The sequence below is a fragment of the Nocardia sp. NPDC050630 genome (genome assembly GCF_044457245.1).
GTDB lineage: Bacteria > Actinomycetota > Actinomycetes > Mycobacteriales > Mycobacteriaceae > Nocardia.
The window spans coordinates 679,034-703,540 of record NZ_JBITGN010000001.1; the positions used below are offsets into that span (position 1 = coordinate 679,034).

Annotated in this window: 22 protein-coding genes; 13 read left to right on the plus strand and 9 right to left on the minus strand. The window is 65.9% G+C overall.

The window, feature by feature from the left end; genetic code table 11:
• The 7 genes from ACIBG0_RS03025 to ACIBG0_RS03055 all read left to right on the plus strand — a co-directional run bounded on the left by ACIBG0_RS03025 (nucleotide 1) and on the right by ACIBG0_RS03055 (nucleotide 8,979).
• Complete coding sequence (locus ACIBG0_RS03025; RefSeq protein ID WP_063825095.1) at nucleotides 1–1,491, plus strand: SCO6880 family protein; 1,491 nt, start codon at nucleotides 1–3, stop codon at nucleotides 1,489–1,491.
• A 7-nt stretch (nucleotides 1,492–1,498) separates the two neighbouring features.
• On the plus strand, nucleotides 1,499–3,802 hold the full coding sequence (locus tag ACIBG0_RS03030; protein WP_397028673.1) for a hypothetical protein: 2,304 nt from the start codon (nucleotides 1,499–1,501) through the stop codon (nucleotides 3,800–3,802).
• Nucleotides 3,803–3,890: 88 nt separating this feature from the next.
• The gene (locus tag ACIBG0_RS03035; protein WP_397028675.1) at nucleotides 3,891–4,199 is read left to right on the plus strand and encodes a transposase; all 309 of its coding nucleotides are present in this window, start codon (nucleotides 3,891–3,893) and stop codon (nucleotides 4,197–4,199) included.
• Between the two features lie 46 nt (nucleotides 4,200–4,245).
• Complete coding sequence (locus ACIBG0_RS03040) at nucleotides 4,246–5,928, plus strand: peptidoglycan DD-metalloendopeptidase family protein (protein ID WP_397028677.1); 1,683 nt, start codon at nucleotides 4,246–4,248, stop codon at nucleotides 5,926–5,928.
• Entirely contained in the window at nucleotides 5,925–6,647 is a 723-nt protein-coding gene (locus ACIBG0_RS03045) for a hypothetical protein (RefSeq protein ID WP_397028679.1), read from the plus strand. Before ACIBG0_RS03040 ends, ACIBG0_RS03045 begins: the two co-directional genes overlap by 4 nt.
• Nucleotides 6,648–6,695: 48 nt before the next feature.
• Nucleotides 6,696–8,519 carry a type IV secretory system conjugative DNA transfer family protein gene (locus ACIBG0_RS03050; RefSeq protein ID WP_397028681.1) on the plus strand — a complete coding sequence of 608 codons (1,824 nt, stop codon included), beginning with the start codon at nucleotides 6,696–6,698 and terminating at the stop codon, nucleotides 8,517–8,519.
• A 73-nt stretch (nucleotides 8,520–8,592) separates the two neighbouring features.
• Nucleotides 8,593–8,979, plus strand: coding sequence for a DUF4913 domain-containing protein (locus ACIBG0_RS03055; protein ID WP_397028682.1), 387 nt, complete (start codon nucleotides 8,593–8,595; stop codon nucleotides 8,977–8,979).
• Nucleotides 8,980–9,041: 62 nt separating this feature from the next.
• Here ACIBG0_RS03055 and ACIBG0_RS03060 read toward each other — a convergent pair whose 3' ends face one another.
• The gene (locus ACIBG0_RS03060; protein ID WP_397028684.1) at nucleotides 9,042–9,596 is read right to left on the minus strand and encodes a hypothetical protein; all 555 of its coding nucleotides are present in this window, start codon (nucleotides 9,594–9,596) and stop codon (nucleotides 9,042–9,044) included.
• A 415-nt stretch (nucleotides 9,597–10,011) separates the two neighbouring features.
• A complete protein-coding gene (locus ACIBG0_RS03065; protein ID WP_397028686.1) occupies nucleotides 10,012–10,827 on the minus strand; it encodes a peptidylprolyl isomerase in 816 nt (271 codons plus the stop codon).
• A 159-nt stretch (nucleotides 10,828–10,986) separates the two neighbouring features.
• On the opposite strand from ACIBG0_RS03065, the gene hisS reads away from it, so the two are divergent.
• From hisS to ACIBG0_RS03080, 3 genes are all read left to right on the plus strand, one after another.
• Nucleotides 10,987–12,264, plus strand: coding sequence for a histidine--tRNA ligase (hisS, locus tag ACIBG0_RS03070; RefSeq protein WP_397028687.1), 1,278 nt, complete (start codon nucleotides 10,987–10,989; stop codon nucleotides 12,262–12,264).
• Between the two features lie 129 nt (nucleotides 12,265–12,393).
• Nucleotides 12,394–12,963, plus strand: a complete 570-nt coding sequence (locus ACIBG0_RS03075) for a hypothetical protein (protein ID WP_397030171.1) — start codon at nucleotides 12,394–12,396, stop codon at nucleotides 12,961–12,963.
• A 352-nt stretch (nucleotides 12,964–13,315) separates the two neighbouring features.
• Nucleotides 13,316–14,323, plus strand: a complete 1,008-nt coding sequence (locus tag ACIBG0_RS03080; protein ID WP_397028689.1) for a malate dehydrogenase — start codon at nucleotides 13,316–13,318, stop codon at nucleotides 14,321–14,323.
• A 20-nt stretch (nucleotides 14,324–14,343) separates the two neighbouring features.
• On the opposite strand, the gene ACIBG0_RS03085 is transcribed toward ACIBG0_RS03080, so the two are convergent.
• Nucleotides 14,344–14,739: a hypothetical protein gene (locus ACIBG0_RS03085; RefSeq protein WP_397028691.1), complete on the minus strand. Its 396-nt coding sequence runs from the start codon at nucleotides 14,737–14,739 to the stop codon at nucleotides 14,344–14,346.
• A gap of 58 nt (nucleotides 14,740–14,797) precedes the next feature.
• Here ACIBG0_RS03085 and ACIBG0_RS03090 point away from each other — a divergent pair, with 58 nt between their 5' ends.
• On the plus strand, nucleotides 14,798–15,244 hold the full coding sequence (locus ACIBG0_RS03090) for a MarR family winged helix-turn-helix transcriptional regulator (protein WP_397028693.1): 447 nt from the start codon (nucleotides 14,798–14,800) through the stop codon (nucleotides 15,242–15,244).
• Here the strand turns inward: ACIBG0_RS03090 and ACIBG0_RS03095 are convergent.
• The 4 genes from ACIBG0_RS03095 to ACIBG0_RS03110 all read right to left on the minus strand — a co-directional run bounded on the left by ACIBG0_RS03095 (nucleotide 15,237) and on the right by ACIBG0_RS03110 (nucleotide 20,377).
• On the minus strand, nucleotides 15,237–16,316 hold the full coding sequence (locus tag ACIBG0_RS03095; protein WP_397028695.1) for a 2-oxoacid:ferredoxin oxidoreductase subunit beta: 1,080 nt from the start codon (nucleotides 16,314–16,316) through the stop codon (nucleotides 15,237–15,239). The genes ACIBG0_RS03090 and ACIBG0_RS03095 overlap by 8 nt on opposite strands.
• The gene (locus ACIBG0_RS03100; RefSeq protein WP_397028697.1) at nucleotides 16,316–18,241 is read right to left on the minus strand and encodes a 2-oxoacid:acceptor oxidoreductase subunit alpha; all 1,926 of its coding nucleotides are present in this window, start codon (nucleotides 18,239–18,241) and stop codon (nucleotides 16,316–16,318) included. The genes ACIBG0_RS03095 and ACIBG0_RS03100 overlap by 1 nt, the downstream gene beginning before the upstream one ends.
• 83 nt (nucleotides 18,242–18,324) lie before the next feature.
• Nucleotides 18,325–19,341 (minus strand): Rv2578c family radical SAM protein, encoded by a 1,017-nt coding sequence (locus tag ACIBG0_RS03105; protein ID WP_397028698.1) that lies wholly within the window; start codon nucleotides 19,339–19,341, stop codon nucleotides 18,325–18,327.
• A gap of 31 nt (nucleotides 19,342–19,372) precedes the next feature.
• Nucleotides 19,373–20,377, minus strand: a complete 1,005-nt coding sequence (locus ACIBG0_RS03110) for an NAD-dependent epimerase/dehydratase family protein (protein WP_397028699.1) — start codon at nucleotides 20,375–20,377, stop codon at nucleotides 19,373–19,375.
• A gap of 245 nt (nucleotides 20,378–20,622) precedes the next feature.
• Between ACIBG0_RS03110 and ACIBG0_RS03115 the strand changes: the two genes are divergently transcribed.
• Nucleotides 20,623–20,952 carry a type VII secretion target gene (locus tag ACIBG0_RS03115; RefSeq protein ID WP_397028700.1) on the plus strand — a complete coding sequence of 110 codons (330 nt, stop codon included), beginning with the start codon at nucleotides 20,623–20,625 and terminating at the stop codon, nucleotides 20,950–20,952.
• A gap of 5 nt (nucleotides 20,953–20,957) precedes the next feature.
• Complete coding sequence (locus tag ACIBG0_RS03120) at nucleotides 20,958–22,556, plus strand: hypothetical protein (protein ID WP_397028701.1); 1,599 nt, start codon at nucleotides 20,958–20,960, stop codon at nucleotides 22,554–22,556.
• A 233-nt stretch (nucleotides 22,557–22,789) separates the two neighbouring features.
• Here ACIBG0_RS03120 and ACIBG0_RS03125 read toward each other — a convergent pair whose 3' ends face one another.
• Together ACIBG0_RS03125 and ACIBG0_RS03130 are read right to left on the minus strand one after the other, a co-directional pair.
• Nucleotides 22,790–23,311, minus strand: coding sequence for a hypothetical protein (locus ACIBG0_RS03125; protein WP_397028702.1), 522 nt, complete (start codon nucleotides 23,309–23,311; stop codon nucleotides 22,790–22,792).
• Nucleotides 23,312–23,506: 195 nt separating this feature from the next.
• On the minus strand, nucleotides 23,507–24,430 hold the full coding sequence (locus tag ACIBG0_RS03130) for a neutral zinc metallopeptidase (RefSeq protein ID WP_397028703.1): 924 nt from the start codon (nucleotides 24,428–24,430) through the stop codon (nucleotides 23,507–23,509).
• Between the last annotated feature and the right edge of the window lie 77 nt (nucleotides 24,431–24,507).

A 24,507-nucleotide genomic window follows, 5' to 3' on the forward strand; every position in this document is an offset into this window, starting at 1 on the left:
ATGACGACGAGCGATACCTACGAGCGCCGTTCGTACGGGCTGTGGCAGAAGCCGCGCAGCGCAGGCCTTTTCGGTCTGCGCTGGGAAGAGACCGTCATCGGCTTCGTCGTCGTGATCACGGCCCTGATCTGTGCCATGGTCGGCGGTTTCAAGTGGGGTTTGATCGTGGGCGGCACCGGGGTCGTCGTGATGGTTCCACTGGTGTGGCGGACCGGAGGCCGCTCCGGATACGAGAACGGATTGATGATGTTCAACTGGATGCGCTCACGCAACCGCGGTGAGCATGTGTATCGCGGTGGGAGGTTCTCGCGGATTCCGGGCGGCGTCACGCGGCTACCCGGTCTGCTGGCGCCTTCGAAGCTCTACGAGGGCATCGACGCGGGCGGCTACAGCTTCGGCATGATCCACTTACCGCAATTCGCCCAGTACACAGTGGTTTTGCGAGCTTGGCCGCAAGGGCACGAGGCGGTGGACCAGCCGGTCATCGACCGCTGGGTCTCGGCCTGGGGCACCTTTCTCGCCTCGGTCGGCCAGACCAGTGACATCGTCGCCGTCGTCCCGGTGATCGATACTGTGCCTGAGACCGGGAACCGCCTGCTCACCGAGGTTTCCACGATCACCCGCCCGGAAGCGCCAGAGCTGGCGCAGCAGGTGATGTACGAACTCGCCACCGAGCTGCCGCAGGAGCGGGTGCAGCTGCTGCCGCGCGTCGCGATCACCTTCAAGGCGACCACCGCCGAGCGGCGCAAGAATCCGGCCGAGGAGGCCGTCGAGATCGGGCGCAGGCTGCCCGGCATCTGTGCCGCGCTGGCCGAGGCGGGTGTACGGGCCCAGCCGATGTCTGCCGATGAGGTCATTTCGTTCATCCGACGCAGCTACGATCCGGCCTCGCAGGCCGATCTCGAGGTCGCCGCGGGCGAACCCGAAGGGCACGGGCTGGATTGGGCCGATGCCGGGCCGGTTTCGCACGACGAGAAGTGGGATCACCTGGTGCACGATGGTGGTCGCTCGGTCACCTGGGAGATGGACGCGGCACCCGAGGGCGCGGTGGACGAGCGGGTGCTGCAGCGGCTGCTCGCACCGAATCCTGAAGTGCCGCGCAAGCGCATCGCCATCGTGTACCGTCCGCATTCGGCTGCCGACGCCGCCGAAATCGTCGACGACGATTTCAAGAACGCGCTGGTGGCCCAGCAGAGTGAACGCGGTGTCGTCTCGGCGGCCGCGACCCTGCGGGTGGGTGCCACCCAGCAGGCCCGTGAGGAACAAGCCCGGGGTCACGGTGTGACCCGCTTCGGGGCGCTGGTGACTATCACCGAGCCCCTGCGTGGCGATCTGCCGCGTATCGAAGCCATTACCCGCGACCTGTCCACGCAGGCGCGGTTGAAGATCCGGCGGTGCTACCGCTACCAGGCGGCGGCCTTCGCGGCCTCGCTCGGCTGCGGGGTGATCCTGCCGGAACACGCGACAATTCCGAAAGCCTTGGCGGGGTGAGCGATACATGGCAGGTGAGTACGAGCCACCCGTGCGCGAACGGGACGATGCGCCGACGCGGCGCAAGCGGCGCCCCGACGACGTGGCATGGGAACGGCCCGCGGACGAACGCGCGCAGCGGCCCACCGGGGGCCGGGTCGAGCGCTCGGGTATCGAGGAGATGCCCGACCGGGATCGGCGGTCCGCGCGGAGCCAGGCGCGAGTGACCGACGGCGAGCGGACCGGCATCGGCGAAACGTCCGATCGGGAGCGGCGACCGTCGCGCGATGCGGCCGAGCGCCGGGCGCGACCCGGCGCCGCGACCGCGGACGGTGGCCGTGCCGATCGGCCGCACCATGATCGCGGGCGCACCAGGTCGGAAAACGGCCGTAGTGAACGGACTTCGGCCGAGCGTGGCCGTCTCGACGGTGCCAGGACCGCTCGCCCGCGCGATGGCGCACCGCAACGATCGGTACGGGGGGAACGCGTGACACGACCGGAACGCAATGGCTCGCGGACGAGTCGCGAGGCACAGCGCGCGGCCAAGATCGACTACACCGCCGACCGCGCCATGGGCACCCCGCAGATGGACAAGGCCGCGCGACGCGCGAAGGCCAGATCGGACAAGCGCAAACAGTCCGGTCCGCCACTGCTCGACGATGCGACCAGGGCCAAACTCGAGCAGATCAGCCGAGAGGGCACCGGCCTGCGGGCGGCCTTCGCCACCTTCCGCATCCGCACCGACGATATTCGCCGGCGCAATTACGCTGCCCGCGCCGAACAGGTCTTCGAGGACGGATTCGATCGCAGCACAGCCCAACTCACCGATCGCGGCTATATGGGTCCCGGCGGCGGGCGAATGAATGTCGTGGGCCGCCCGGTCGAATACCGGGCCACCACCGCCCAGGTGGCCGGTCTGTGGCCGTGGTCGGTCGGTGCGGGCGCGCCATTGATCGGCACGCCGCTCGGTTCGCATCTGCATACCGGCGCACCGGTCTGCTTCGACCCGATGAACTGGTTCCTGCGCGGCAGCTTCATCACCGCGCCCAGCCTTTTCGTCCTGGGACTCAACGGTTTCGGTAAGTCCTCGCTGGTGCGCCGGATTGTGCTCGGCGGAATCGCACAGGGCATCACTCCGCTGATCCTGGCCGATGTGAAACCGGACTACCGCAAGTTGGTCGAACTGGTCGGCGGCCAGGTGATCGACCTCGGTTACGGCCACGGCAAGCTCAACCCGCTCGCCGCCGGTGTGCTCGGTTCGGTCGTGCCGATGCTGGATGAGTTTCCGGCACTGCAACTTCAGGTGCTGCAGGATCTGCGCGCCCGCCAGGTTACGCTCATCGCCGGTCTGGTCGAACTCGTGCGTGGCGCACGGGTGCGCGACTACGAGGAGACGCTGATCGCCACCGCGCTGCGTATCCTCTACCGACCGGGCAGCGGCTACACGCCCGACCAACCGCCCATCATGGAGAACCTACTCGAGGTAATCGTCGCCGGAGGTGACGAATTGCAGCTCGATGCGGGTGCGGACGATCCGAACGAATACCAGGTCGCCATCAAGGGTCTGCGCCGCTCGCTGCGCGCGTTGACCCAGGGCCCGTTCGGCGCGATTTTCAATGGGCAGACCACCGTTCCGATCGATACCAGCGCGGTCGCGGTCTGTATCGACGTATCCCATATCCCCACCGGCGATAAGAAGCTCAAGGCCGCGGTGATGCTGGCCTGCTGGGCCGACGGATTCGCCTCGGTGGAGGCCGCGCATGTGCTCGCGGATGCGAAACTCGGTCCGCAGCGCTATTTCCAGGTGGTAATGGACGAGCTGTGGCAGGTGCTAGGTCTCGGCGACTTCATGGTCGACCGGGTCGATGAGCTGACCCGTCTGCAGCGCACCATCGCGACCGCGCTGATCATGATCAGCCACACCATCAAGGACCTGCAAGCACTGGGATCGGAAGCCGCCATCGCCAAGGCGCTCGGCTTCCTCGAACGCGCGCGCGCCAAGATATTCGGCGCGCTGCCCGGCGAGGAGATCAAACGCCTGGACAGCGTGGTTCCGTTCACATCCGCCGAGGAGGAGATGGTGACCGGATGGTCCGCACCGCAAGCGCTGACCGGCGAGGCGCTCAAACCCGGTCAGCTGCGCCCCTCACCGCCGGGTACCGGCAAATTCCTGCTGAAGATCGGTGAGGATCGTCGTCCCGGCATCCCGTTCCATATGGAATTCACCGTGTCCGAGAAGGAGAGTGGGATCCACGAGACCAACCAGCGCTTCTCGGAGTTCACCGAGTCGACCTCGCGCGGTGGCGATTCACCCAGTGGGAGTGCCGCATGAGGGGGCTCGCGCCGCTTGCGACTGTGTGCGGGTCGCTGAAAACAACACAGCTTTCGAGAACGGCGGATGGCTGCGGGAGGTGGGGCGCATGATGCCGCACCGGTCCTATCGGAGAGTATCGCCGGAGGTGCGCAAGGCCGCGGTCGAGCAGGTGATCGCACTTACCGGCAAACTGAGCAGCGAATCGGAGGCCTGCCGAGTGGTCGCCGAGCAGATCGGCGTGCATACCAACTCGGTGCGCAACTGGGTGCGTGCCGCCGAGGGACCGAGTCTGGAGCGGCTGGACGCGACGGCGCTGCGCCGCAAAGTCGCACTGCTACAACAACAATTGGCCGCCGCCGCGGAGATGAACCGCACCCTGGCCGATACGCTCAACGAATCTCGGCGGCAAACGTGAACGTGCTCGCTTCGGTCCGCGGTCGTTCGGCGCTGCCGGGGATTCGGTGAACGGGCGGACCCTCCTGTATGTAGCGCTGGGGAGCGTACTCGCGCTGATCACACTGGTGGTCGTTATCGTGATGCCCGCTGTGGACGACGCCTGCGAGGGCACCTCGGTGCTTGTATCGTCGAGTGTGCTGGCGCCGCTCGGCGGATCCGCGCCGGGTAATTCGCGGGTGGCCGGCACGCCCACTGCCACGCGTACGACCGGCAATCCAACTGCCACCCAAGCTCATTCGGCCGCCACCGGTGCACCGTCGCTGGCCGCGGGCGTCGGCCCGATCCGCCGCACGCTGCCGCTGGCCGCAGGCACATTCACCGTGTCGGATGTATTCGGCGCGCGCGGCGGCGCCCATAAGGGCGTCGACTTCGCAGCGACCGACGGCACCACCATCTACTCGGTCTCCGACGGACGTGTAGTAGCGGCCGGTCCCGCTTCGGGTTTCGGCAATTGGATCGTCGTCGATTCCGTCGACACGAACGGCCGTGCGTACTCGGCCGTTTACGGTCATATGTGGGACAGCGGCGTGCATGTGCACGTCGGCGATACCGTCGCGGCCGGTCAGCCCATCGCGCAGGTCGGCTCGGCCGGCGAATCGAGCGGCCCGCACCTGCATTTCGAGATCGTGCCCGGCGGACGCTTCACCGGCGGTCGGCAAATCGACCCGCTGCCCTGGCTCGATGGCGCGCCGACTCCGGATGTGGGTGGTGCGCAGGCCTTTTCGTCCGATCCGCGCTGCAATCGCGGCTTCGGCACCGCGGGCGGTGCGCTGGCCGCGGGCAAGGTGCCGCAGGAACTCGAAATCTGGTATCGCCGTGCAGGTTCCATCTGCCCGCAGATCACCCCGTCGCTGCTGGCCGCACAGGGCAGGCAGGAGTCCGGATTCCGACGCGGCGCCGCCTCACCCGCTGGCGCGCAGGGGCTTGCCCAGTTCCTACCCGGCACCGCGGCAAGTATCGATCCCGATGACGGTCAGCCCTATGTCATCGATGCCGACGGCAACGGTGTCGCGAGCGTATGGGATGACGGCGACGCGATCATCGGTCAGGGCCGCTATATGTGCGCGATCGCGCACAAGATCATGGCGTGGGAGTCCCAGGGCCGCGTGCAGGGCGACGTCGTCGCGCTGACTCTGGCCGCCTACAACGCCGGTGAGGGCGCTGTGCTCGCCTCTGGCGGTATGCCGAACCAGGTGGCCGCGCACTACGCCGAGACCCAGCCCTACGTCGCGAATATCCTTGCGATGGAACCGCAATACCGCGCCCAGGGCTCCAATGGCCGCTTCACCCCGCAGGAGGGTGCGGGTGGGGTCCAGGTCCTCCAGGCGGCCCAGCAATGGCTCGGCACGCCGTACGTGTGGGGCGGCGGCGGTCCACAGGGCCCGAGCGGCGGCGGTATGGACGGTCCCGGCCTCACTTCGGCGGCGGTGTTCGCGGCGTCGTCGGGGGCGGTGACATTGCCGCGAACAGCCGAACAGCAGTGGGAGGCGGGTGTCGAAGTCCCGCTGAGCAAGCTGCAACCGGGTGATCTGGTGTTCAGCTCATTCGGCCCGCGGGGACCCGCCCAGGTCGGAATCTATTCCGGCAACGGCAGAATGATCCAATCCGTGCCCGCCGCATACGGGCATTCCAGTGGCGTGACCCAGGTCGCGGTGCCGGGTGACGGCCGCGGAAGGAGGGTGCTGTGAGGACAACCGATACCGCAGCGGGCGAACACGCCGAAGCACAAGCGGCGATCGGACCGCGCAAGTGTCGGTCCCGACGGCTAGCCTTGAATAACACGGCGGCGCGAGCGACGGACCCGGAGGCGGTAGCGGAGCGTGACCACGAAGGGGCCCGCGAACGCCGCATATCGAACACTGCACGCGCGAAACTGGTGGTGATGCTGGTGGTGAGCGTCGCGATGTCGGGTGCGGGGTGCGCCAGCTCGGATCGGGAGTCGGGTTCCGGTGCGCCGCAGCCACCCACGTCAACGACCCGGTTGCTGGAGGAGGTGCCCGCACCCGATCCGGTGACGCCCGACGGCGTCGCGGTGGCCGCGCTGAAGGAGATCTACTCCTGGCAGCCCGCCACCGAGGCCCAGGGCGCGTCGCTGTCGCGCGCGCGGAAATGGCTGGGCCCCAGTCTGATCCGCATGCTGGACAGCACGCCGACCAGTGTCGAGACACCGAAAGCGACGCTGCAGTGGGCGGACTGGGCCAAGGCACAGGCACATATCGAGGCCTTTACGTTCGCATCGGGGGAGCGCCCGCCAGCGAGCGCCGATCCGAACGTGCAACAGTTCAAGATCGGGATCGAGCAAACGGTCGTCTACCCGAACGGGCGCAAGGAATCCCTGGCGCCCGCGACGGTTATCGCGACCGTGGTGCGCACATCGGAAGGTTGGCGGCTCGACGCCTTCCGCTGAACCCGCACCGGCGACAACCACATAGCTAGGGCCTAACAGGAGGCAGACATGGCGAAAAAGAAGAAGGTGCAGGATCCGGCCGTGGTCGGACCCGATCTCACCCTCTACATGATCTACGCCGGTTTCGCGACTCTCGGAACCCTGTGGATCGCCCTGCATCTCGGCAACGCGATGGCTGTCGCCCCGCAGGACATTCCGATCAACCCGATCGCGATCGTCGCCGATCTGGTCAAGGGCAAATTGCACTGGCCGCGCGCTTCCACGGTGATCGTGCTGCTCGTGATCGCGGCGATCCTGGCCTATGTGGTGGTACGCAAACGGCTCGCCGCACGCCGGTCGGTCGGGCGGCTCGCCGTAGACGACAAGGCCGATGTGATGGGCAGCGGCAGTGCCATCAAATCCCTTACCGAGGCGGGCGTGCGGGCGAAGGCCGAAATGCTCGGCGTGCGGCTGGGCTACAACGATAGCCCGGGCGTGCCGATCGGCGTCGGTGTCGCCGATGGTGTGATGCTCTACGGCTCCTATGAGGATCTGCACCTGGACATCTGGGGGCCCCGCCAGGGCAAATCGACCTCGCGGGTGATCCCGGCGATCCTGACCGCGATCGGGCCGGTGCTGTCCACCTCGAATAAGCGCGACGTGGTCGATGCGACCCGAGATGTGCGCGAAGCCAAGGGAAGTCGCACCTTCGTCTTCGATCCGCAGGGTGTCGCGGGGGAGGAGCCGACCTGGTTCTGGGATCCACTCGCCTGGGTCGACGCACATCACGACGGTGCGGAGATGCGGGCCGCGCGGCTGGCCGGACACTTCGCCGATGCCGACAGCGGTTCCGACGCCAAGGGTGATGTGTTCTTCGACCCGGAGGCCGAGGATCTGCTCGCCGGGCTGTTTCTGGCGGCCGCGCTCGGTGGTCGCCCGATCGTTCAGGTCTGGGACTGGGTGACCAATCCCAACGACTCCGAACCCATCGAACTGCTGCGCAATTCGAGTAAGCACTACACGGCATCGGGCCTGGCGATGCAGTACAACGCCGACCCGCGCACCAAGAGCGGTATTTTCGGCACCGCGAAGAAGATGATCCGCTGCTTGCAGCTGTCCAATGTGCACCCGTGGATCCTGCCGGGCGACAATCGCTTGCAGTTCGATGAGCTCGAATTCATCGAGAACAACGGCACGCTGTACAGCCTCTCGCTCGAGGGCCGCGGTTCGGCGGCGCCGCTGGTCAGTGCGCTCACCGAGGCGGTTGTCGATGTGGCCATGCGCAAGGCCACGCATTCGCCCGGCGGTCGGCTGCCGATCCCGATGCTCGCGGTGCTGGACGAGGCGGCGAATGTGGTGCGGTGGAAGGATTTGCCCAAGCAGTACAGTCACTTCGGCTCACGCGGCATCGTGGTGATGACGGTGCTGCAGTCCTGGGCCCAGGGTGCGCGCTGCTGGGGTGATGACGGCATGCTGGCGTTGTGGTCGGCGGCCAATATCAAGGTGCTCGGTCCCGGCGTGGACGATATGAACTTCCTGCGCGACCGTTCCGAGGCGATCGGCGAATACGACTCGATCTCGTCCTCGGTCTCGGAATCCAAAGGCGGCAAGAGCTATTCGCGCTCACTCGGCTCATCCAAGACGTTCACCGTGAACGCGCTGGCGACTCTGCCGCAGGGCCGCGCGATCGTGTTCACCTCCGGCCAGCCCGCGGTGCTCGTGCGTACCGTGCCCTGGTGGGAGGGCGACTACGCTGATGACGTGAAGAAGTCGATCTCGCACCATCTTCCGGGCCGTAAGACCGAGATCGCCGACCTGTTCGGCTCGCCCAACCTGACCAAGGCTGCTCCGCCACCCGAATACGGTCAAATCGAGGAGGTCCGGCCACTGTGAGCGAGCGTAGCGAGCGAACCATGAGCACAGCACCATCGGTCGCAGCGGAACCGAGCGCCAGCGAGGTGCGGCTGTGACCGAACAGCAGGAACAGCCCATGATCTACACCAATGTGGTGGAGTTCGTCGAGAACTATCTCAGCCTGGTGTACCGGCGTCAGGTCACCGACATCAGTGAAACGGTGTGGTGCCCGGAGTGGTGGAAGCATGCCGAGGCTGTCGCGCGACTGGATGCGCTCTGGCGCGCATGGGAGCATTACCGACTCGAGCCGAGCACTGGATTGAGCGTCTGGTTCCTCGACCATGCCGATCCGCATATGACCAAACTCTTCGATCCCCGTGGACCGTTCAAGTACTGCAGTGTCCGTAACGGTCACAAGGATATGCTCAGCCCACTGCCGCTGAAGTCCCCGGCCCAGGGACTCTTCGGCGACCCGACCGTCGGCGACTTTCGCATCTGAGGAGCTCAAAACACCGAAACGCCCGCTGATTTCAGCGGGCGTTTTCGGTTTCGGGTCTCGGGCTACTGTCGGACGCGTTCCAAACCGCGTGCGTCCTGTTCCCGGCCTCGGGCCGCAGCCGCGCGGGCGGCTTCGTCGCGAATGCGTACCGCTTCTTCGGGCGGTTGCCCCTGTCCTACCTCGATGAGCATCCGCACCGCCGCCAGTTCCGGTGCGATACCGATCCGGGCGAGATGTGCCGCGATCGCCTGCCGACGTTCCTGGGAGTCGTAGCGGACGAGCGGTTTGGACTGAGCCGACGCTGTCGCGGCCATCCGGCTCGCTTCGGCCTGTGCCGAGAACCGATCCTTCTCCAACGAGATACCTTTGGCCGGAACGGATTTCTCGACCATGCGGGCCAGTTCCAGATTGCGTGGATCTTTCGCCTTGGCGTCACGAGCCTCACGGATCTGAAGTTCCCGGGCTTCCTTGATGCGGGCCTCGGTGATCTTGACGCGGGCTTCGGCTTCTTTCTGACCACGCTCGCGGGTCCGCAGTGCGACAAGGGTCGCTAGCTGCAACATTGTCCTCATCATGGCCGCGGTTTCCCGGCCGATGTCGTCCAGTTCCTCGGACATGGCTGCTCCCCGATGCTGCAGTGATCACTATGGTTGTTGTGGTGCTTCGTCACGGACGCCGCCACGTCGAACTGTAGTCCGCCACGGCGGTGCCCCACCTGCAAACGTGGACACCCGGAGGACTCGTTGCGCGGCATTCCCGGTGGGGATCGTCCGGTCAGGGATGACTACGCTACGCGTTCTCCTTCATTCGAGATTACCCGAGAAAGCTCGGCACCAACCGTGTAGGCGTGCCGCTAAACAGCATATGTCGCACAATTCCGGCGGGTAGGGGAAAGCTTCGGAGGATCTCCGGTGTTAGCGCAACCTTACCGAACGATTAGGGTCGCCTACCCTGGCTTATCGCCAAGAGGGTTCGGGCCCGCTGCTCATGGTGCGCAGCGGGCCGAATGCAGCGACGGATCGGGTGTGTCGCTCAGTCGATGCGGACCGACTGGATGGTCACCGGGAGATTGGGCTTGCCGTCGCCCTGGCCGTTGGAATTGTCCTGACCGCCGGCGGCGATCTTGTCCAGCGTGCCCATGCTGTCGGGATCGACGGTGCCGAAGATGGTGTAATTCGGCGGCAGTTTGGAATCGCCGTACACGATGAAGAACTGACTACCGTTGGTGCCGCCGCCGGTGACCTGATCCGGTCCCGCATTGGCCATGGCGAGCGTGCCGCGCTGGTAATCCATCGGCTGCTGCAATGCGGGGTCGGCGGGGTTGTAGCGATTGGTCGGGTACTCGTTGTCGAACTGGTAGCCAGGACCACCCGTGCCGGTGCCGGTCGGGTCACCGCACTGCAGCACCTTCAGGCCCTCGTCCGCGGTCATGCGGTGGCAGATGGTGTTGTCGAAGTAGCCCTGACCGGCCAGGCTGGCGAAGCTGTTCACGGTGCACGGCGCCTTGGCATTGTCCAGGGTCATGCCGATGGGGCCCTGGGTGGTCTCCATGCTGACGCTGAGACTCGCGTTGTCGCCGGTGTTCTCGATGCCGCTGGTACGCGGCTTGTTCACCGGCTTATCGGCGGGTTTCTGACTGTCTCGGTAGTCGCAGCTGATGGCCGCGGGCTTGTCGTCACTCTTGGTCAGGAAGTAGACGCCCACGGCGGCCGCCGCCACGACCACCACGCCGAGCGCCGATCCGGCGATCGTGAGTCGCTTGCGCTTGCGCGCCCGATCGGCCCGGTTGGCCAGCTGGCGTTCCAGCTTGCGTTTCGCCGCTGCCCGTCGCTGTTCGTTGCTCGGCACTCCCACGTTCCTCCCGTATCCGTTACGTACGGCACAGGATTGTGCCATCTATTCCTGAGACTGCTCAGCAGGCCATTTCGACCAGTCGTGACGCTGTACAAACCCGTGGCGGCAAACCGGTTGGACTTGACGGGCCGTGGTGGTGGAAACTGGACCATCGTGACCAAGACCAGCAGCTTCTCCGCCCCGAAGGGGGTTCCGGATTACGTGCCACCCGGTTCGGCCGAGTTCGTCGCGGTGCGCGACGGTTTGATCCGCGCCGCCCGACTCGCCGGGTACGGGCATGTTGAGCTGCCGATCTTCGAGGACACCGCGTTGTTCGCCCGCGGCGTCGGTGAATCCACCGATGTGGTGACCAAGGAGATGTACACCTTCGCCGACCGCGGCGATCGTAGTGTCACTCTGCGGCCGGAGGGTACCGCGGGCGTCATGCGCGCGGTCATCGAACACGGACTCGACCGGGGCCAGCTGCCGGTGAAGCTCGTGTACTCGGGTCCGTTCTTCCGCTATGAGCGCCCGCAAGCCGGTCGGTACCGGCAACTGCAGCAGGTCGGCGTCGAGGCGATCGGCATCGATGATCCGGCGCTGGATGCCGAGGTGATCGCGATCGCCGATGCCGGATATCGCGGACTCGGGCTCGATGGTTTCCGGCTGGAGATCACCTCGCTCGGTGACGATACCTGTCGTCCGCAGTATCGAGAGCTGTTGCAGGAGTTCCTTTTCGGATTGCCGCTGGATGAGGAGACCAAGCGGCGGGCACAGTTGAATCCGCTGCGGGTGCTCGACGATAAACGGCCCGAGGTCCGCGAGATGACCGCGAATGCACCGTTGATGATCGATCACCTGTCGGAGTCGGCGAAAACGCACTTCGAGCAGGTGCTCGGCTATCTGGACGCACTCGGCGTGCCCTATGTGGTGAATCCGCGGATGGTGCGCGGCCTGGACTACTACACGAAGACGACCTTCGAATTCGTCCACGACGGGCTCGGGGCGCAGTCCGGTATCGGCGGCGGCGGCCGCTACGACGGGTTGATGGCCGAACTGGGCGGACAACCTTTGTCCGGCATCGGCTTCGGCCTCGGTGTGGACCGCACCATGCTGGCGCTGCAGGCCGAGGGCAAATCGGCGGGCGATCGGGCGCGGTGCGAGGTCTACGGCGTATCGCTCGGCGATGCGGCCAAGCAGCGGTTGGTCGTGCTCGTGGCACAGCTGCGGGCCGCGGGCATTCGGGTCGATCTGGGCTACGGCGGCCGCAGCGTCAAGGGGTCGCTGAAGGCCGCCGATAAGTCCGGTGCCAGATTCACCCTGGTCCTCGGTGACCGTGACCTGGCCGAGAACACCATCGGTCTGAAGGATATGGCCACCGGTGACCAGCGTCAGATCCCACTGGACGAGACGGTGACCGCCGTCGCCGCCGCGTTGCGCACGGGCGAGTAGTACGGTGCCGGGGTACACCCGCACCACGACGAATGGGCAGCCGTGCCTGTAGAACCCACGAATCCCGGTGCAGCCCAACCGGTTCCGGCTGTCGGACTCGATCTCGTCGCGCCGGAAACCTACGCCCCCATGCTGCGGCGACTCGCCCTAGCCGCAGTGGGGGTGGGTGTCGGTGCGGCGTTGCTCGCGGCGCTGCTGGTGCCCTGGTCGATCGCGATCGCGATCGGGCTGGTCGTCGGTGCGCCCACCGTGGCCTATGCCATGGCGCTGCGTCGGCGACGGATGTGGTTGGCCGGGACCACCATTCACGCGCGCCGGGTGATCGGCGAGCGTCGGGTCGATATCGCGGCCGCAAGCGGTGTCGAAGTCCTCGTTTTTCCGGCCCGTTTGAGCCGCATCGTCCTGCGGGTTACCGCGGGAGCGGATTCTCAGGTCGTCCCGCTCGCGATGTATACCGACGCGGGCAGCGGCCGCGAACTGCACCTGCTCGGTCTTCGCGAACTGGCCGACGCACTGGCCGCGAGCGAACTCGCCGCGGCCGTGGCGGTTTCGACCATGCTCGTCCATCAACTGCGCGCCGAGGCCCGAGACGCCGGACTGGAGGAGCGACCTTTGTACCGCGCGGTTCGGCTGGCCCGGGCGAAGGACTACATTTCGCCCATCGTCCTGACCGATCAGGAAGTCGCGGGGTTGTGCTGATGCGCGAGACGCGTTGGGTGACACGTGAATCGGTGTGCGATGTGAGATCGCATGCGATGCGCGGTTGCGTGCTGCGCTGAAAATTCGCACCCGCTGTCGGGATCGTACCCGTTGTGGATGCGCGAATCTCGGTACGGACTTCGATGTGGCGGCTCGGCGCCCAACGGTCAGGGCATCTCGGGTGGGGATGGTCGGTCCGTCGGGGCCGCGGTGCCGACGGGAAGCTTGTCGTTAGCTGGGGTGGTTGGATGGGTACGGCGAGGTGATTGTCGCGTAGCTCACCACTGCGGTTCGGGGGCCGTGAGAGTCGTTAGGGTGGGATCGAGTGTCCGTCTATCGCAAGGAGTTTCTCGTGAGCACCGCTGCTCGGACCGCGCCCGTGACCGTCGCCGTGACCGGAGGTGCGGGGCAGATCGCCTACGGTCTGCTGTTCCGGATCGCGTCCGGGGCGCTGCTGGGGTCCGAGACGCCGGTACGGCTGCGGTTGCTGGAGATTCCGGCTGCGGTGGCATCGCTGGAGGGGGTGGCGATGGAGCTCGAGGACGGTGCGTTCCCGCTGCTCGAGTCGATCGATATCAGTGACGATCCGTGGGTCGGGTTCGCGGGCGCGAATGTCGCGCTGCTGGTTGGTGCCCGGCCGCGCACGGCGGGGATGGAGCGCTCGGACCTGCTGGCCGCCAACGGTCCGATCTTCACCGAACAGGGCCAGGCGATCAACGCCAGCGCCGCCGACGACGTCAAGGTGCTGGTGGTCGGAAATCCGGCCAATACCAACGCCTTCATCGCCATGAGCAATGCCCCGGACGTCCCAGCCGAGCGTTTCAGCGCGATGACTCGACTCGACCACAACCGCGCCATCGCGCAGCTGGCCAAGAAGACCGGTGCGCCCGCCGCCGGTATCACCCGCGTCGCCATCTGGGGCAACCACTCCGCGACCCAATATCCGGATATCTCCCACGCCACCATCGCGGGCCGTCCCGCCCCGGACCTCGTCGATCAGACCTGGGTGCGCGAGGAGTTCATCCCCACCGTCCAACAGCGTGGCACCGCCATCATCCAGGCCCGCGGTGCCTCCTCGGCCGCCAGCGCGGCCAGCGCCACCATCGACCACATTCACGATTGGTCCCTCGGCACCCACGCCGACGACTGGACCTCCATGGCTGTCCCCTCTGACGGGTCCTACGGCATTCCCGAAGGCCTCATCACCTCGTTCCCCGTCACCTGCGCGGCCGGCGAATACTCGATCGTGCAGGGCCTGAAGCTCGACGAATTCTCCCGCGCCCGCATCGACGCCAGCGTCGCCGAACTCGAACAGGAACGCGACGCCGTGGTCGACCTCGGCTTCGCCAAGCACGTCTGACTCACGCCCGAAGTCGTGGCTCAGGCCGCGACTGTGGCGGAGCGACTTCTGTCGAGGGCCAACCGACCCGCGGTGGCGAGATGAATGAGCGCGAGCACGCTGCCGCCGACCATCATGCCCGGAATTCCTTGCGCGGCGCCGATGGCGACGTCGCCGAGCTGTACCGCGCCCGACACGGTCAACAGCGGTAGGAGAGCGCGCTTGCGGCGGCTGGCCAGGCTGAACAGCAGCGCGGCACCCAGCGGTATCGCGCGGGCCGCATAGGCCTGGGCATACAGATCCATACCGGGCGAGTCCGCGCTGCCGGATATCGCGAGGGTCGGATCGACAAGAGCCGCGATGCTGAATGCCACGGCGGCACCCGCGCCGATCGCATTGACAATGATGGCGGTGCTGTTGAGCTTCTGGGCCTGCATCTTTCACTCCCTGAATCGTTCAGTATCTGAATGGTTTAGGGGTAGTATTATGCTGGCTATGAAGAACGTCAAGGCGGAAAAGCTGCCGGAGACCGTCACCTTCCGGCTCGGACTGCTGGGTGCGTTCCTGACCGACCGCTTCAGCGCCGATGTGTCGAGTCTCGGGCTCAAGCCGAAGCATGCCGGGATGCTGAATGTGTTGGCGGCCAGTGGGCCGACATCGCAGATGGAGATGGCACAGATACTGCGCGTCGCGCCGAGTCTGGTAGTCGCGCTGGCCGACCACCTCGAGTCCCTCGGGGCCATCGAACGATTACGGGATCCGGCGGATCGTCGCCGTCAGAACCTGAGCCTGACCTCTCACGGGCGCGTACTGCTGCGCAAATGCCTCGACGCCGCGGAGGCGATCGACGCCGAGACCACCGGGGACCTCACCGCCGTCGAGCGTGCCGACCTACATCGCATCCTCGGCACGCTCGCCGATCGCCTTGGTCTGCCTAGCTGATAGTCCAGGTTTCCGAGCCGTTGAGCAGGGATTGCAGCGAATCATCATCTACCGGTTTGCGTTCCCGCGCCATGGTGGTCTGGTTGCGCACCGCATCGTCATAGGTGGGACGGGTGACATTGCGGAAAATGCCGGTGACCACGTGGCCGAGGTCCTGGTCGGACAGGCGCGAGAGCGCGTAGGCGTACTCGGGATTGTCGGTGTAGGCGTCGTGCACGATGATGTCGGATTCGCCGACCTCGTCGGCGCGCACCACCGCGAGCCCGAATCCGGCACGCACCACGGCGAATTCGCCATCGACGCCGAAACGGATCGGCTGACCGTGGTGCAGTGGGATAAGGCGGGACTCGGCATCGCCCTTGCGCAGCACATCGAAGGAACCGTCGTTGAAGATCGGGCAGTCCTGCAAAATCTCCACGAACGAGGTCCCGCGATGTTCGGCCGCCGCGCGCAGCACCTCGGTGAGACCCGCGCGATCGGAATCCAATGCGCGCGCGGCGAAGCTGGCTTCCGCGCCGAGCGCGACCGAGAGCGTGTTGAAGGGGTGGTCGACCGAGCCCATCGGCGTGGACTTGGTGATCTTGCCCTCTTCCGAGGTGGGGGAGTACTGCCCCTTGGTAAGTCCGTAGATCCGATTGTTGAACAACAGGATCGTCATATTCACATTGCGGCGCAGGGCATGGATCAGGTGATTGCCGCCGATCGACAGCGCGTCACCGTCACCGGTCACCACCCACACCGACAGATCCGGCCGGGTCACCGCAAGTCCGGTCGCGATGGCGGGCGCGCGGCCGTGAATGGAGTGGATGCCGTAGGCCTCGAGGTAGTACGGGAACCGGCTCGAGCAGCCGATCCCGGAGACGAACATCAGATTCTCCCTGCGCAATCCGAGTTCGGCGAGGAAGCCGCGCACGGTCGCCAGGATCACGTAGTCGCCGCAGCCCGGGCACCAGCGCACCTCCTGGTCGGAGGTGAAGTCCTTGACCTTCTGCGGGCCGTCCGCGGATGGCACACCGGAGAGTCCGGTGAGACCCAGATCGGTTCCGACGAGCGAGGTTTCGACGATGGTCATCAGTTGCCCCCAGTCGAGTACGTGGCCCGCGCTCGTGCCGCGAACGCCTTATCGTGTTCCATATCCTCGATCGAGCCGTCCAGTGCCGCATCGATGACACCGACGAGTTCCTGCGCGGAGAATGCCGTTCCCGCGATCTTCGTCCACGGTCGCACATCCACCAGATACTTCGCCCGCAGCAGCATGGCCAGCTGACCGCCGTTCATTTCCGGCGCGACCACCGTCGAATAGCTGCGCAGTACGGCACCGAGGTTGGCGGGCAATGGATTCAGATATCGCAGATGCGCCTGCGCGACCGGGACACCACGTCGGCGGGCGCGCCGACACGCCTCACCGATCGGGCCGAAGGAACTGCCCCAGCCGATCAGCAGCAGGTCGGCCCGCCCATCCGGATCATCGACCTCGAGATCGGGGACGGTGATGCCATCGATCTTGGCCTGCCGCAGGCGAACCATGAGTTCGTGATTGCCGGGCTCATAGGAGATATTGCCGCTGCCGTCGGCCTTCTCCAGTCCGCCGATCCGATGTGCGCGACCGGCGGTGCCCGGCACCGCGAGGGGCCTGGCGAGAGTGTCGGGGTCACGGGAGTACGGCTGGAACGGCGTGCCTTCTTCGGCTTCGGATTCGAAGCGCGGATCGATCGGCTCCAGTTCGGTAACCCGCGGAATCGACCATGGCTCAGAGCCGTTGGCGATCGAGCCGTCGGAGAGCAACAGCACCGGCGTGCGATAGGTGAGGGCGATGCGCGCCGCCTCCACCGCGGTGGCGAAACAGTCGGCGGGGGAGCGCGGCGCGAGTACGGCGACCGGTGACTCCCCGTTGCGGCCGTAGAGCGCCTGCAGCAGATCGGCCTGTTCGGTCTTGGTCGGCAGTCCGGTGGATGGGCCGCCGCGCTGCACGTCGACGATCACCAGCGGCAGTTCCGTCATCACCGCTAGTCCGATGGTTTCGCTCTTGAGTGCCAGTCCTGGGCCAGAGGTACTCGTGACGCCGAGCGCGCCGCCGAGCGAAGCGCCGAGGGCTGCGCCGATGCCCGCGATCTCGTCCTCGGCTTGGAAGGTGGTGACGCCGAAGTTCTTGTGCTTGCTGAGCTCGTGCAGGATGTCGGAGGCGGGTGTAATCGGATAGGTGCCGAGAAAGACCGGCAACCCGGACAATTGTCCTGCGGTAACGAGGCCATAGGCGAGCGCGGTATTGCCGGTGATCTGGCGATAGGTTCCCGGCGGCAGCTTGGCCGGGGCCACTTCGAAGGTGGTTGCGAAGCTTTCGGTGGTCTCGCCGTAGTTCCAGCCCGCGCGGAAGGCGAGTAGATTCGCCTCGGCGATATCGGGTTTCGCGGCGAACTTCTCCCGCAGAAAGCGTTCGGTGCCGCCGATCGGACGTCCGTACATCCAGGACAGCAGGCCGAGTGCGAACATATTCTTCGCCCGCTGAGCGTCCTTCTTACCGACCCCGGTCGGCTCGGTCGCGCCGAGGGTGAGTGAGGTCATCGGCACGCGGTGGACCACGAAATCGCTCAGCGTGTCGTCGTCGAGCGGATCGATGGTGTAGCCGACCTTGCCGAGATTGCGTTTGGTGAACTCGTCGGTGTTCACGATGAGGGTGGCGCCGCGCGGCAGATCCTCGAGATTGGACTTCAGCGCGGCCGGATTCATTGCCACCAGCACGTCGGGCTGGTCGCCCGCGGTCAAGATGTCATAGTCGGCGATCTGGATCTGGAAGGACGAGACGCCGGGCAGCGTGCCCTGTGGCGCCCGGATTTCGGCCGGGAAGTTGGGCTGGGTGGCGAGGTCGTTGCCGAATGCGGCCGCCTCGTGCGTGAAGCGATCACCGGTGAGCTGCATTCCGTCACCGGAGTCCCCGGCGAACCGAATTACGACCTTTTCCAATTTCGCTGTGCCGACATCACTTTGGTCCGAAACCATATGCCTGCTTCACTTCCTCGTCCGATGGGAGGTGCCATTGGCCAACCTACTCCGCCGTGTGCGGGAATTGCTTGTGAAATGCTTTACGCGAACAGTGCCAGCTGCGTGTCGTTGGGCAGCGGCGTCGAGAGTTGTGTCTCCGGCTCCGGGGTGTGCTCGCGGGTGAGGCCGTGTCGCTGGAGCAGTGGCTGCACCCGCTCGCGTAGCCAGGCCGCATATTCCGGTGTCACATAGGCGCCGCGGCCATAGAGCTGGCGATAGCGGCGCACCAGTGCGGGATGTTCCTCGGCCAGCCAGCTCAGGAACCAGCCTCGGGTGGCGCCGCGCAGATGCATCGGGAATGCGACCACCGATGCCGCCCCGGCCTCGGCGATCGCACCGAATAGTGCGGTCAGATGGGCGCGGCTGTCGGTGAGATAAGGGATCACCGGTGCGACCATGACGTTCACCTCGAACCCGGCGTCGGTCAGCGCCCGCACCATCTCCAACCGCGCCTTGGGCGATGGAGTGCCCGATTCCAGGCTGCGGTGTAGATCCGCATCCAGGATCGCGATGGAGACCGCGATGCTCACCCGGACCTGCCGCGCCGCCGCCGTGAGCAGCGGCAGGTCCCTGCGCAGCAGTGTGCCCTTGGTGAGAATGGAGAACGGCGTGCCGGAATCGGTCAACGCGCGAATGATGCCCGGCATCAACCGATATCGGCCCTCGGCGCGTTGATACGGATCGGTATTGGTGCCGAGGGCGACCGGTTCGTGATGCCAGGACCGCCGGCCGAGTTCCTTGCGCAGCACCGCGGCGATATTGGTCTTCACCACGATCTGTGAATCGAAATCCCGGCCCGCGTCCAGGTCCAGATACTCGTGAGTGGGGCGCGCGAAACAATAACGGCAGGCGTGTGAACAGCCGCGCATCGGATTGATCGTCCAATGGAACGGCAGATTCGATGCCTCCGGCATCTTGTTCAGCGCGCTCTTGCACAGCACCTCGTGAAACGTGATGCCCTCGAATTCGGGGGTCTGCACGGTGCGCACGAAGCCCGCCCGGTCGAGACCGGGCAGGGCGCCGTCGTCGGCATCCAGGGTTTGGCTTTGCCACCGCACCCCATCAGTCGAACATGTGTTCTAAGTGATGTCAAGCAATCTGTCGGGCGTCGGACGCGATGAGCTGCTTCGGATCGGCGAAGAAGGTCACCAAATCGCGTACGGTCGCCTCGATCGGCCTTGGCTGATAATCGATTTCGCGCGCTGCCTTGCCGTGGTCGACGATCGGTGCGGAGACCAGCGCGCCGAGTGCGGCCTTGGACACGATGTCGGTCTTGAGCAATTTGCCTACCGGTGCCAGGACCGGAATCAAACCGTTGACGACCTTGGGGGAGATCGAGAACTTCGGTCCCTTCTTGCCGCCGCATGCCGCCGCGATGCGACACAGGTCGAGCATCGAGATCATCGAACCGCCGAGCAAGTAGTTCTCGCCGGTCCTGCCCCGTTCCCCGGCCAGGATCAGGCCCTTCGCGACATCGCGGACATCGACCAGATCGAAGCCGCCGCCGATCATCGCGGGCACCCGACCGCGCGCCGCGTCCTTGAGGGTGCGATTGATCCTGGACAGCGGGGTGCCGTAGTCGAGGGGGCCGAAGACGCCGGTGGGATTGCAGATCACCGCGTCCAGACCCTGCTCGATCACCTTGCGCAGTTCGATCTCGCCCGCCCATTTGGAGCGGTCGTAGACGGGCAGGCTGGCATCGGTCGAACGCGCCGAGGTCTCATCGATGCGGCCGCCGCAGGTGTACTGGTTGAAGGCGTGGATGGAGCTCGCGTGCACCATGCGGCGCACGCCCAGATCCAGTGCCGCCTCGGCGACGACGCGCACGCCCTCGGTATTGACCTTCCATGCGAGATCGTGCTGGTCGGCCAGGGTGATCACGGCGACGAGGTGGTAGACGATCTCCGCGCCGGCGAGCACGGACCGCATGGATGCCGGATCGAGCACATTGCCGGAGACCCACGTGACGTTCGGGTCGGTCCGCTGCTCCGGAACGACGCGATCGATTGCTGTGACCTCGTGTCCTCGTTCGACCAGCAGGCTGAGCAGATTCGTGCCAAGGTAGCCGGCTGCGCCGGTCACTGCGACCTTCATGTGATCGAGAATATAGAACTTGTTCTAATTTGCAACATGTTCCAGTTCCGCTGGGCGGCCACGTTGGGCTCGAAACTTGCCGGTGGGGTCGGCTATATTGAGCGCAACCGCAGCGGCGCCGGTACGGTCTCGCAGCTGCGTAGGGGCCCGATCGCAGCCGAGCTGCCGGTCGGGCAGGGAGTAGACATTGATCGACGCTATGAACACTGAACTGCAGTTCACGACGATTTGGGGGGTGCAACTCGATGGCTGATCTGTCGGTGGAAACCGAGGCGGTCCGAGCATTCGCGGCGACTAATGCGGGGGTCGCTGGCGAGATCGCCGGTGCGGCCGATTTCGATGCCATACAGAACGTTGTCGCGCTCACGCCGGTATTCGGTCTGATCGGAGCCGATTATCTTTTGGCGTTCGCCGCGGCGCAGGTATTGCAGGCCAAGGACATCAATGACCTGTCGGCCAAATATGACAAGCTCTCGAAGTCGGCGTTCACCGCGGCCGCCGCCTTCGACAGCACCGACTCCGGCAACGCGAGCGTACTGAGCGCGATCACCAACCAGGTCGGGGGTGGGGTATGAGGCCGATGGATACGGGCGCGACCGGCGTAATCGCACCTGATCAGAGCGCGGCGATCGAAGAGGCAGTGATCGCGACCCAGAACACCGCCGTGGACGCACTGCAGAACGCGTCGCGGGGATTGAGCGATCTGTCGCTGCCGCAGTTGCCCGCGGATCTGCCGCCGATCGAGCCGCCCGAATTCGTGCTCGCCCGCAAGATCACCGAGGATTCGCCGCAGCTGGGGACCATGCCAACGGGCATGCCGGGGCTCAACGGCAATTCGACGCCGGACGCGAGTTCGATTCTGTCCGGTGCGGTGCCGCCGGATGTGTCGCAGGCACTCACCGATGCGCAGACCGCGATCAGCCATGCGGCCGCTCCGGTGGTGCAGGCCGCGCAGAGCGCGGCCCAGCAGGCGCAGAGCGCCGTGAGCAGCGCGCTCGGCGCGTCGGGCAACCAGGGTGCGGCCGCGGCGGCCACGAATATTCCGTCCGATCCGGCCGCGGCGCTGATGCAGGGACTGTCGATTCCCGGAATTCCCGGCATCGACACGCTGTTCCAGCCGATCCTCGAACTGCTCAACAGCTTCGGCACCGGCGTCATCGGAGCCTTCGACCCGACCGCGATCCTCAGTCAGTCATCCAAGATCATCGAGGCCGCGGTATCGGTCGGCAAAGGCGGCCTGCAGACCGTCGAGCAACTGTGGCAGGGCCAGTCCTCCCGGGAGGCGCAGGCCGCGAGCAACACCGCGCAGGCCCGGGGCCAGGACACCAGTCAGCGCGGTATCGATATCTCCGAACTCACCCAGCGCGCTGCCGCGGTGGTGCAGCAGGGTAATGCGCAATTGCTCGGCATAGCGAGCGAATTCGCCACGCAGGCAACCGCACTCGTGCCGGTAGCGCTGACACCGCCCGGCCAGGCCGCGCTCATCGCGACCGCCACCGAACATCTGGGCTCAGCCGTCGCGGTCGCCAATGCGACCCGCGGTGACCTGGCCGGCAAGACGGCCGAGCTGACCGGTCTGGTGAATCAGCTGCTCGGGACCAGCGGTCTGCCCGCGCCGCAGGAGGTCGCGCAGGCGGTCATGCAGAACATCGGCGAGCCGATCATGGAACAGGCACAGTCGGTCGCGCAGGATGCGTCGACCAATGCGGCCAGTCTGTTGGACGGTTCCAGCACCTCCGGTTCGCCGAGCACGTCCACCACGTCGGCATCGTTCAATACCGGGCACTCCACGTCGGGGAGTTCGGGCATCACCGGTATCGGAAGCCATTCCGGTTCGCCGAGCACATCGGGCTCGCCGTCGACGCAGAAGGTGACCGGCACTCCGGGCAGCAGCGTATCGCCCATCAGCCGGGTCTCGGGCCTGTCGGGCACATCCTTGGGCGCGGGTACCTCGACCAGCGCGGGCAGCGCCGGTAACTCGTTCATGGGTGGCAGCCCAGGTGCCACCGGCCAACGCGGCGGCAGTGACGACGAACACTCGCGCAATGTGGACCCGTACCACAGCCGCACCGGCAACGACGACCTCACCGGACCACTCGGTGAGTCCACCCCGGACGTCATCGGCGCGACCCACCCGGATGAACTGGTCAGCTCCGACTACGAACAAGACCAGTTCTAGTCGACAGCAGATCTCCAGTGCTCCTGCTCGGTTTCGAGTGGGGGCACTGGTGTTCTGGCCCTACATACGTCGTTGTACTACCTCGATCCCGGTGAATATCAAAGACGCACAAAGTTTCTCGTGGTTGCATACCGTCGCAGCCTTTCGTGGCCGAGAGCTCACCGTCTTCGCGCGAGCGGGTCTGGGTGCTGCCGAAGTACGTGAGCGGCAATGGCCTTCGAGGTCGACCCGGTTCAGTGGTCTCGGGTGAAGGCGTCGAGCAGTTTTCGGTAGAGGTCGGTGAACCGCTTGCGGTTGGCTTGTTGGTCGGACGTGAGGTTCTCGGTCGCGTCGGGGGCGTACATGAGCAGATGGACATCTTGGTCGGGCGGGGTCTGCATGAGATCGATGATCTCGGTGCCCTGGTCGGTGGCACTGGGCATGCCGAGGTCGAGCGCGGCGAGCGATTTCGTTTCCGCCAGTGCGGCATTGAGGACGTCGCTGGGGATGGTGCCGGTGAGCCGCTGGGGTGGGGTGTCGGCGGCGCGGGTGGTGGATGCCGCGTCGGGGTGTTCGACCGCGTGGCCGTCAGGGTAGATCTGCAGCAGCGGACGCAGGTCGACGCGCTCGGACCAACCGCTGGGGATGGTGGTGAGTGTCAGCAGCGCCGTGGCGGGCGGTTGTGGTGTGTCGGCGGCAGGTTCGGCCGAGGCGACGCCCCACCTACCCGCGAGTGCCACGACGAGTACCAGCAGTGCCGACTTCGTTATCCGCATGAAATCCCTATCTACGCTGTGCCGCAGTCCAATTGGTCTCGGGTTACCGAGGCATCGATCATCTCAGCGCGCGGGCACCGACTCGCACGGCGCGCCGAGGTGTCGCTCGAATTCCTGTCGCTGAGCCTCGGTCGACCTGCACCGCATGCACAGCGCATCGCCGTAGCAGACCATCTAGCGGCATCCGTTGAGTGATCAGCGCAAGGCAGACGGGTTGTTCAGGTCCGACGCCGAGTATGTGTCGCACGCTTGGACCTGGCCGGTCTTGTAGCCGGTGAGGAACCATTTCTGGCGTTGGTCCGAGGAACCGTGGGTCCACGCCTCCGGGTTGACGCGGCCCTGAGCGGCGCGCTGGATTCGGTCGTCACCGACGGCGGACGCGGCGGAGAGCGCGTCACGGATGTCGTTGTCGGACAGGGTTTTCAGGAAGGGCTGATTGGTGCCGGGGGCGGGCTGCTTATCGGCGAAGTGGGCCCAGATGCCGGCGTAGCAGTCGGCCTGGAGTTCGGTGCGGACCGCGCCGGATTCCGCGCCGCGCGGATCCTGTTGGGCCCGACCGATATCGCCGAGCAGATTCTGGATGTGGTGGCCGACCTCATGGGCCACCACGTACTCCTGCGCGAGCGGACCGCCGCTGGAACCGAAGCGGTCGACCAGTTCCTGGAAGAAGGCGGTGTCGAAGTAGGCGGTCCGGTCGGCTGGGCAGTAGAACGGGCCGACCGCACTGGTCGCATTGCCGCATCCGGTCGAGACCGCGCCGGAGAACAGCACCAGTTTCGGCTTCGAATACTTCTTGCCGGTCTGCTGGGGCAGTTGTGCCGCCCACACCGCGTCGAGGCTCTGCGCGGTCAGCACCACCCGGCAGTCGACGTACCTATTGGCGTCCGCACCGGTCTTGCAGTGCGCGGGCGTGCCCGCGACGCCGGGCTGCACGGTGCTGTTCTCGCTACCATTCAATTGTCCGAGCAGCGAACCGGGGTCTCCGCCGAGCAGCAGGCCGATTACCAGCAGGATGAGACCTCCGGCACCGCCGCCGAGGGCGAGTTTGCCGCCCATGCCGGGTCCACCGCCGGAAGAAGCCCGATCCGGGTCGATCTGGAGGCCTTCGTTGAAGGTCATCTGCTTCGCTTTCTGTGTTGGATTTACGTCGCCCGCGGCGCCGCGTATTCGCGGCCCCTGCTGTCTCGCATCCGAGC

What these genes read in the sequence shown, in the direction of transcription:
- ACIBG0_RS03025 (WP_063825095.1), top strand. Translation starts at nt 1, where the DNA reads ATGACGACGAGCGATACCTACGAGCGCCGTTCGTACGGGCTGTGGCAG.
- ACIBG0_RS03030 (WP_397028673.1), top strand. Translation starts at nt 1,499, where the DNA reads ATGGCAGGTGAGTACGAGCCACCCGTGCGCGAACGGGACGATGCGCCG.
- ACIBG0_RS03035 (WP_397028675.1), top strand. Translation starts at nt 3,891, where the DNA reads ATGATGCCGCACCGGTCCTATCGGAGAGTATCGCCGGAGGTGCGCAAG.
- ACIBG0_RS03050 (WP_397028681.1), top strand. Translation starts at nt 6,696, where the DNA reads ATGGCGAAAAAGAAGAAGGTGCAGGATCCGGCCGTGGTCGGACCCGAT.
- ACIBG0_RS03060 (WP_397028684.1), bottom strand. Translation starts at nt 9,596, where the DNA reads ATGTCCGAGGAACTGGACGACATCGGCCGGGAAACCGCGGCCATGATG.
- ACIBG0_RS03075 (WP_397030171.1), top strand. Translation starts at nt 12,394, where the DNA reads ATGCTGCGGCGACTCGCCCTAGCCGCAGTGGGGGTGGGTGTCGGTGCG.
- ACIBG0_RS03085 (WP_397028691.1), bottom strand. Translation starts at nt 14,739, where the DNA reads ATGCAGGCCCAGAAGCTCAACAGCACCGCCATCATTGTCAATGCGATC.
- ACIBG0_RS03090 (WP_397028693.1), top strand. Translation starts at nt 14,798, where the DNA reads ATGAAGAACGTCAAGGCGGAAAAGCTGCCGGAGACCGTCACCTTCCGG.
- ACIBG0_RS03095 (WP_397028695.1), bottom strand. Translation starts at nt 16,316, where the DNA reads ATGACCATCGTCGAAACCTCGCTCGTCGGAACCGATCTGGGTCTCACC.
- ACIBG0_RS03100 (WP_397028697.1), bottom strand. Translation starts at nt 18,241, where the DNA reads ATGGTTTCGGACCAAAGTGATGTCGGCACAGCGAAATTGGAAAAGGTC.
- ACIBG0_RS03110 (WP_397028699.1), bottom strand. Translation starts at nt 20,377, where the DNA reads ATGAAGGTCGCAGTGACCGGCGCAGCCGGCTACCTTGGCACGAATCTG.
- ACIBG0_RS03115 (WP_397028700.1), top strand. Translation starts at nt 20,623, where the DNA reads ATGGCTGATCTGTCGGTGGAAACCGAGGCGGTCCGAGCATTCGCGGCG.
- ACIBG0_RS03120 (WP_397028701.1), top strand. Translation starts at nt 20,958, where the DNA reads ATGGATACGGGCGCGACCGGCGTAATCGCACCTGATCAGAGCGCGGCG.
- ACIBG0_RS03125 (WP_397028702.1), bottom strand. Translation starts at nt 23,311, where the DNA reads ATGCGGATAACGAAGTCGGCACTGCTGGTACTCGTCGTGGCACTCGCG.
- ACIBG0_RS03130 (WP_397028703.1), bottom strand. Translation starts at nt 24,430, where the DNA reads ATGACCTTCAACGAAGGCCTCCAGATCGACCCGGATCGGGCTTCTTCC.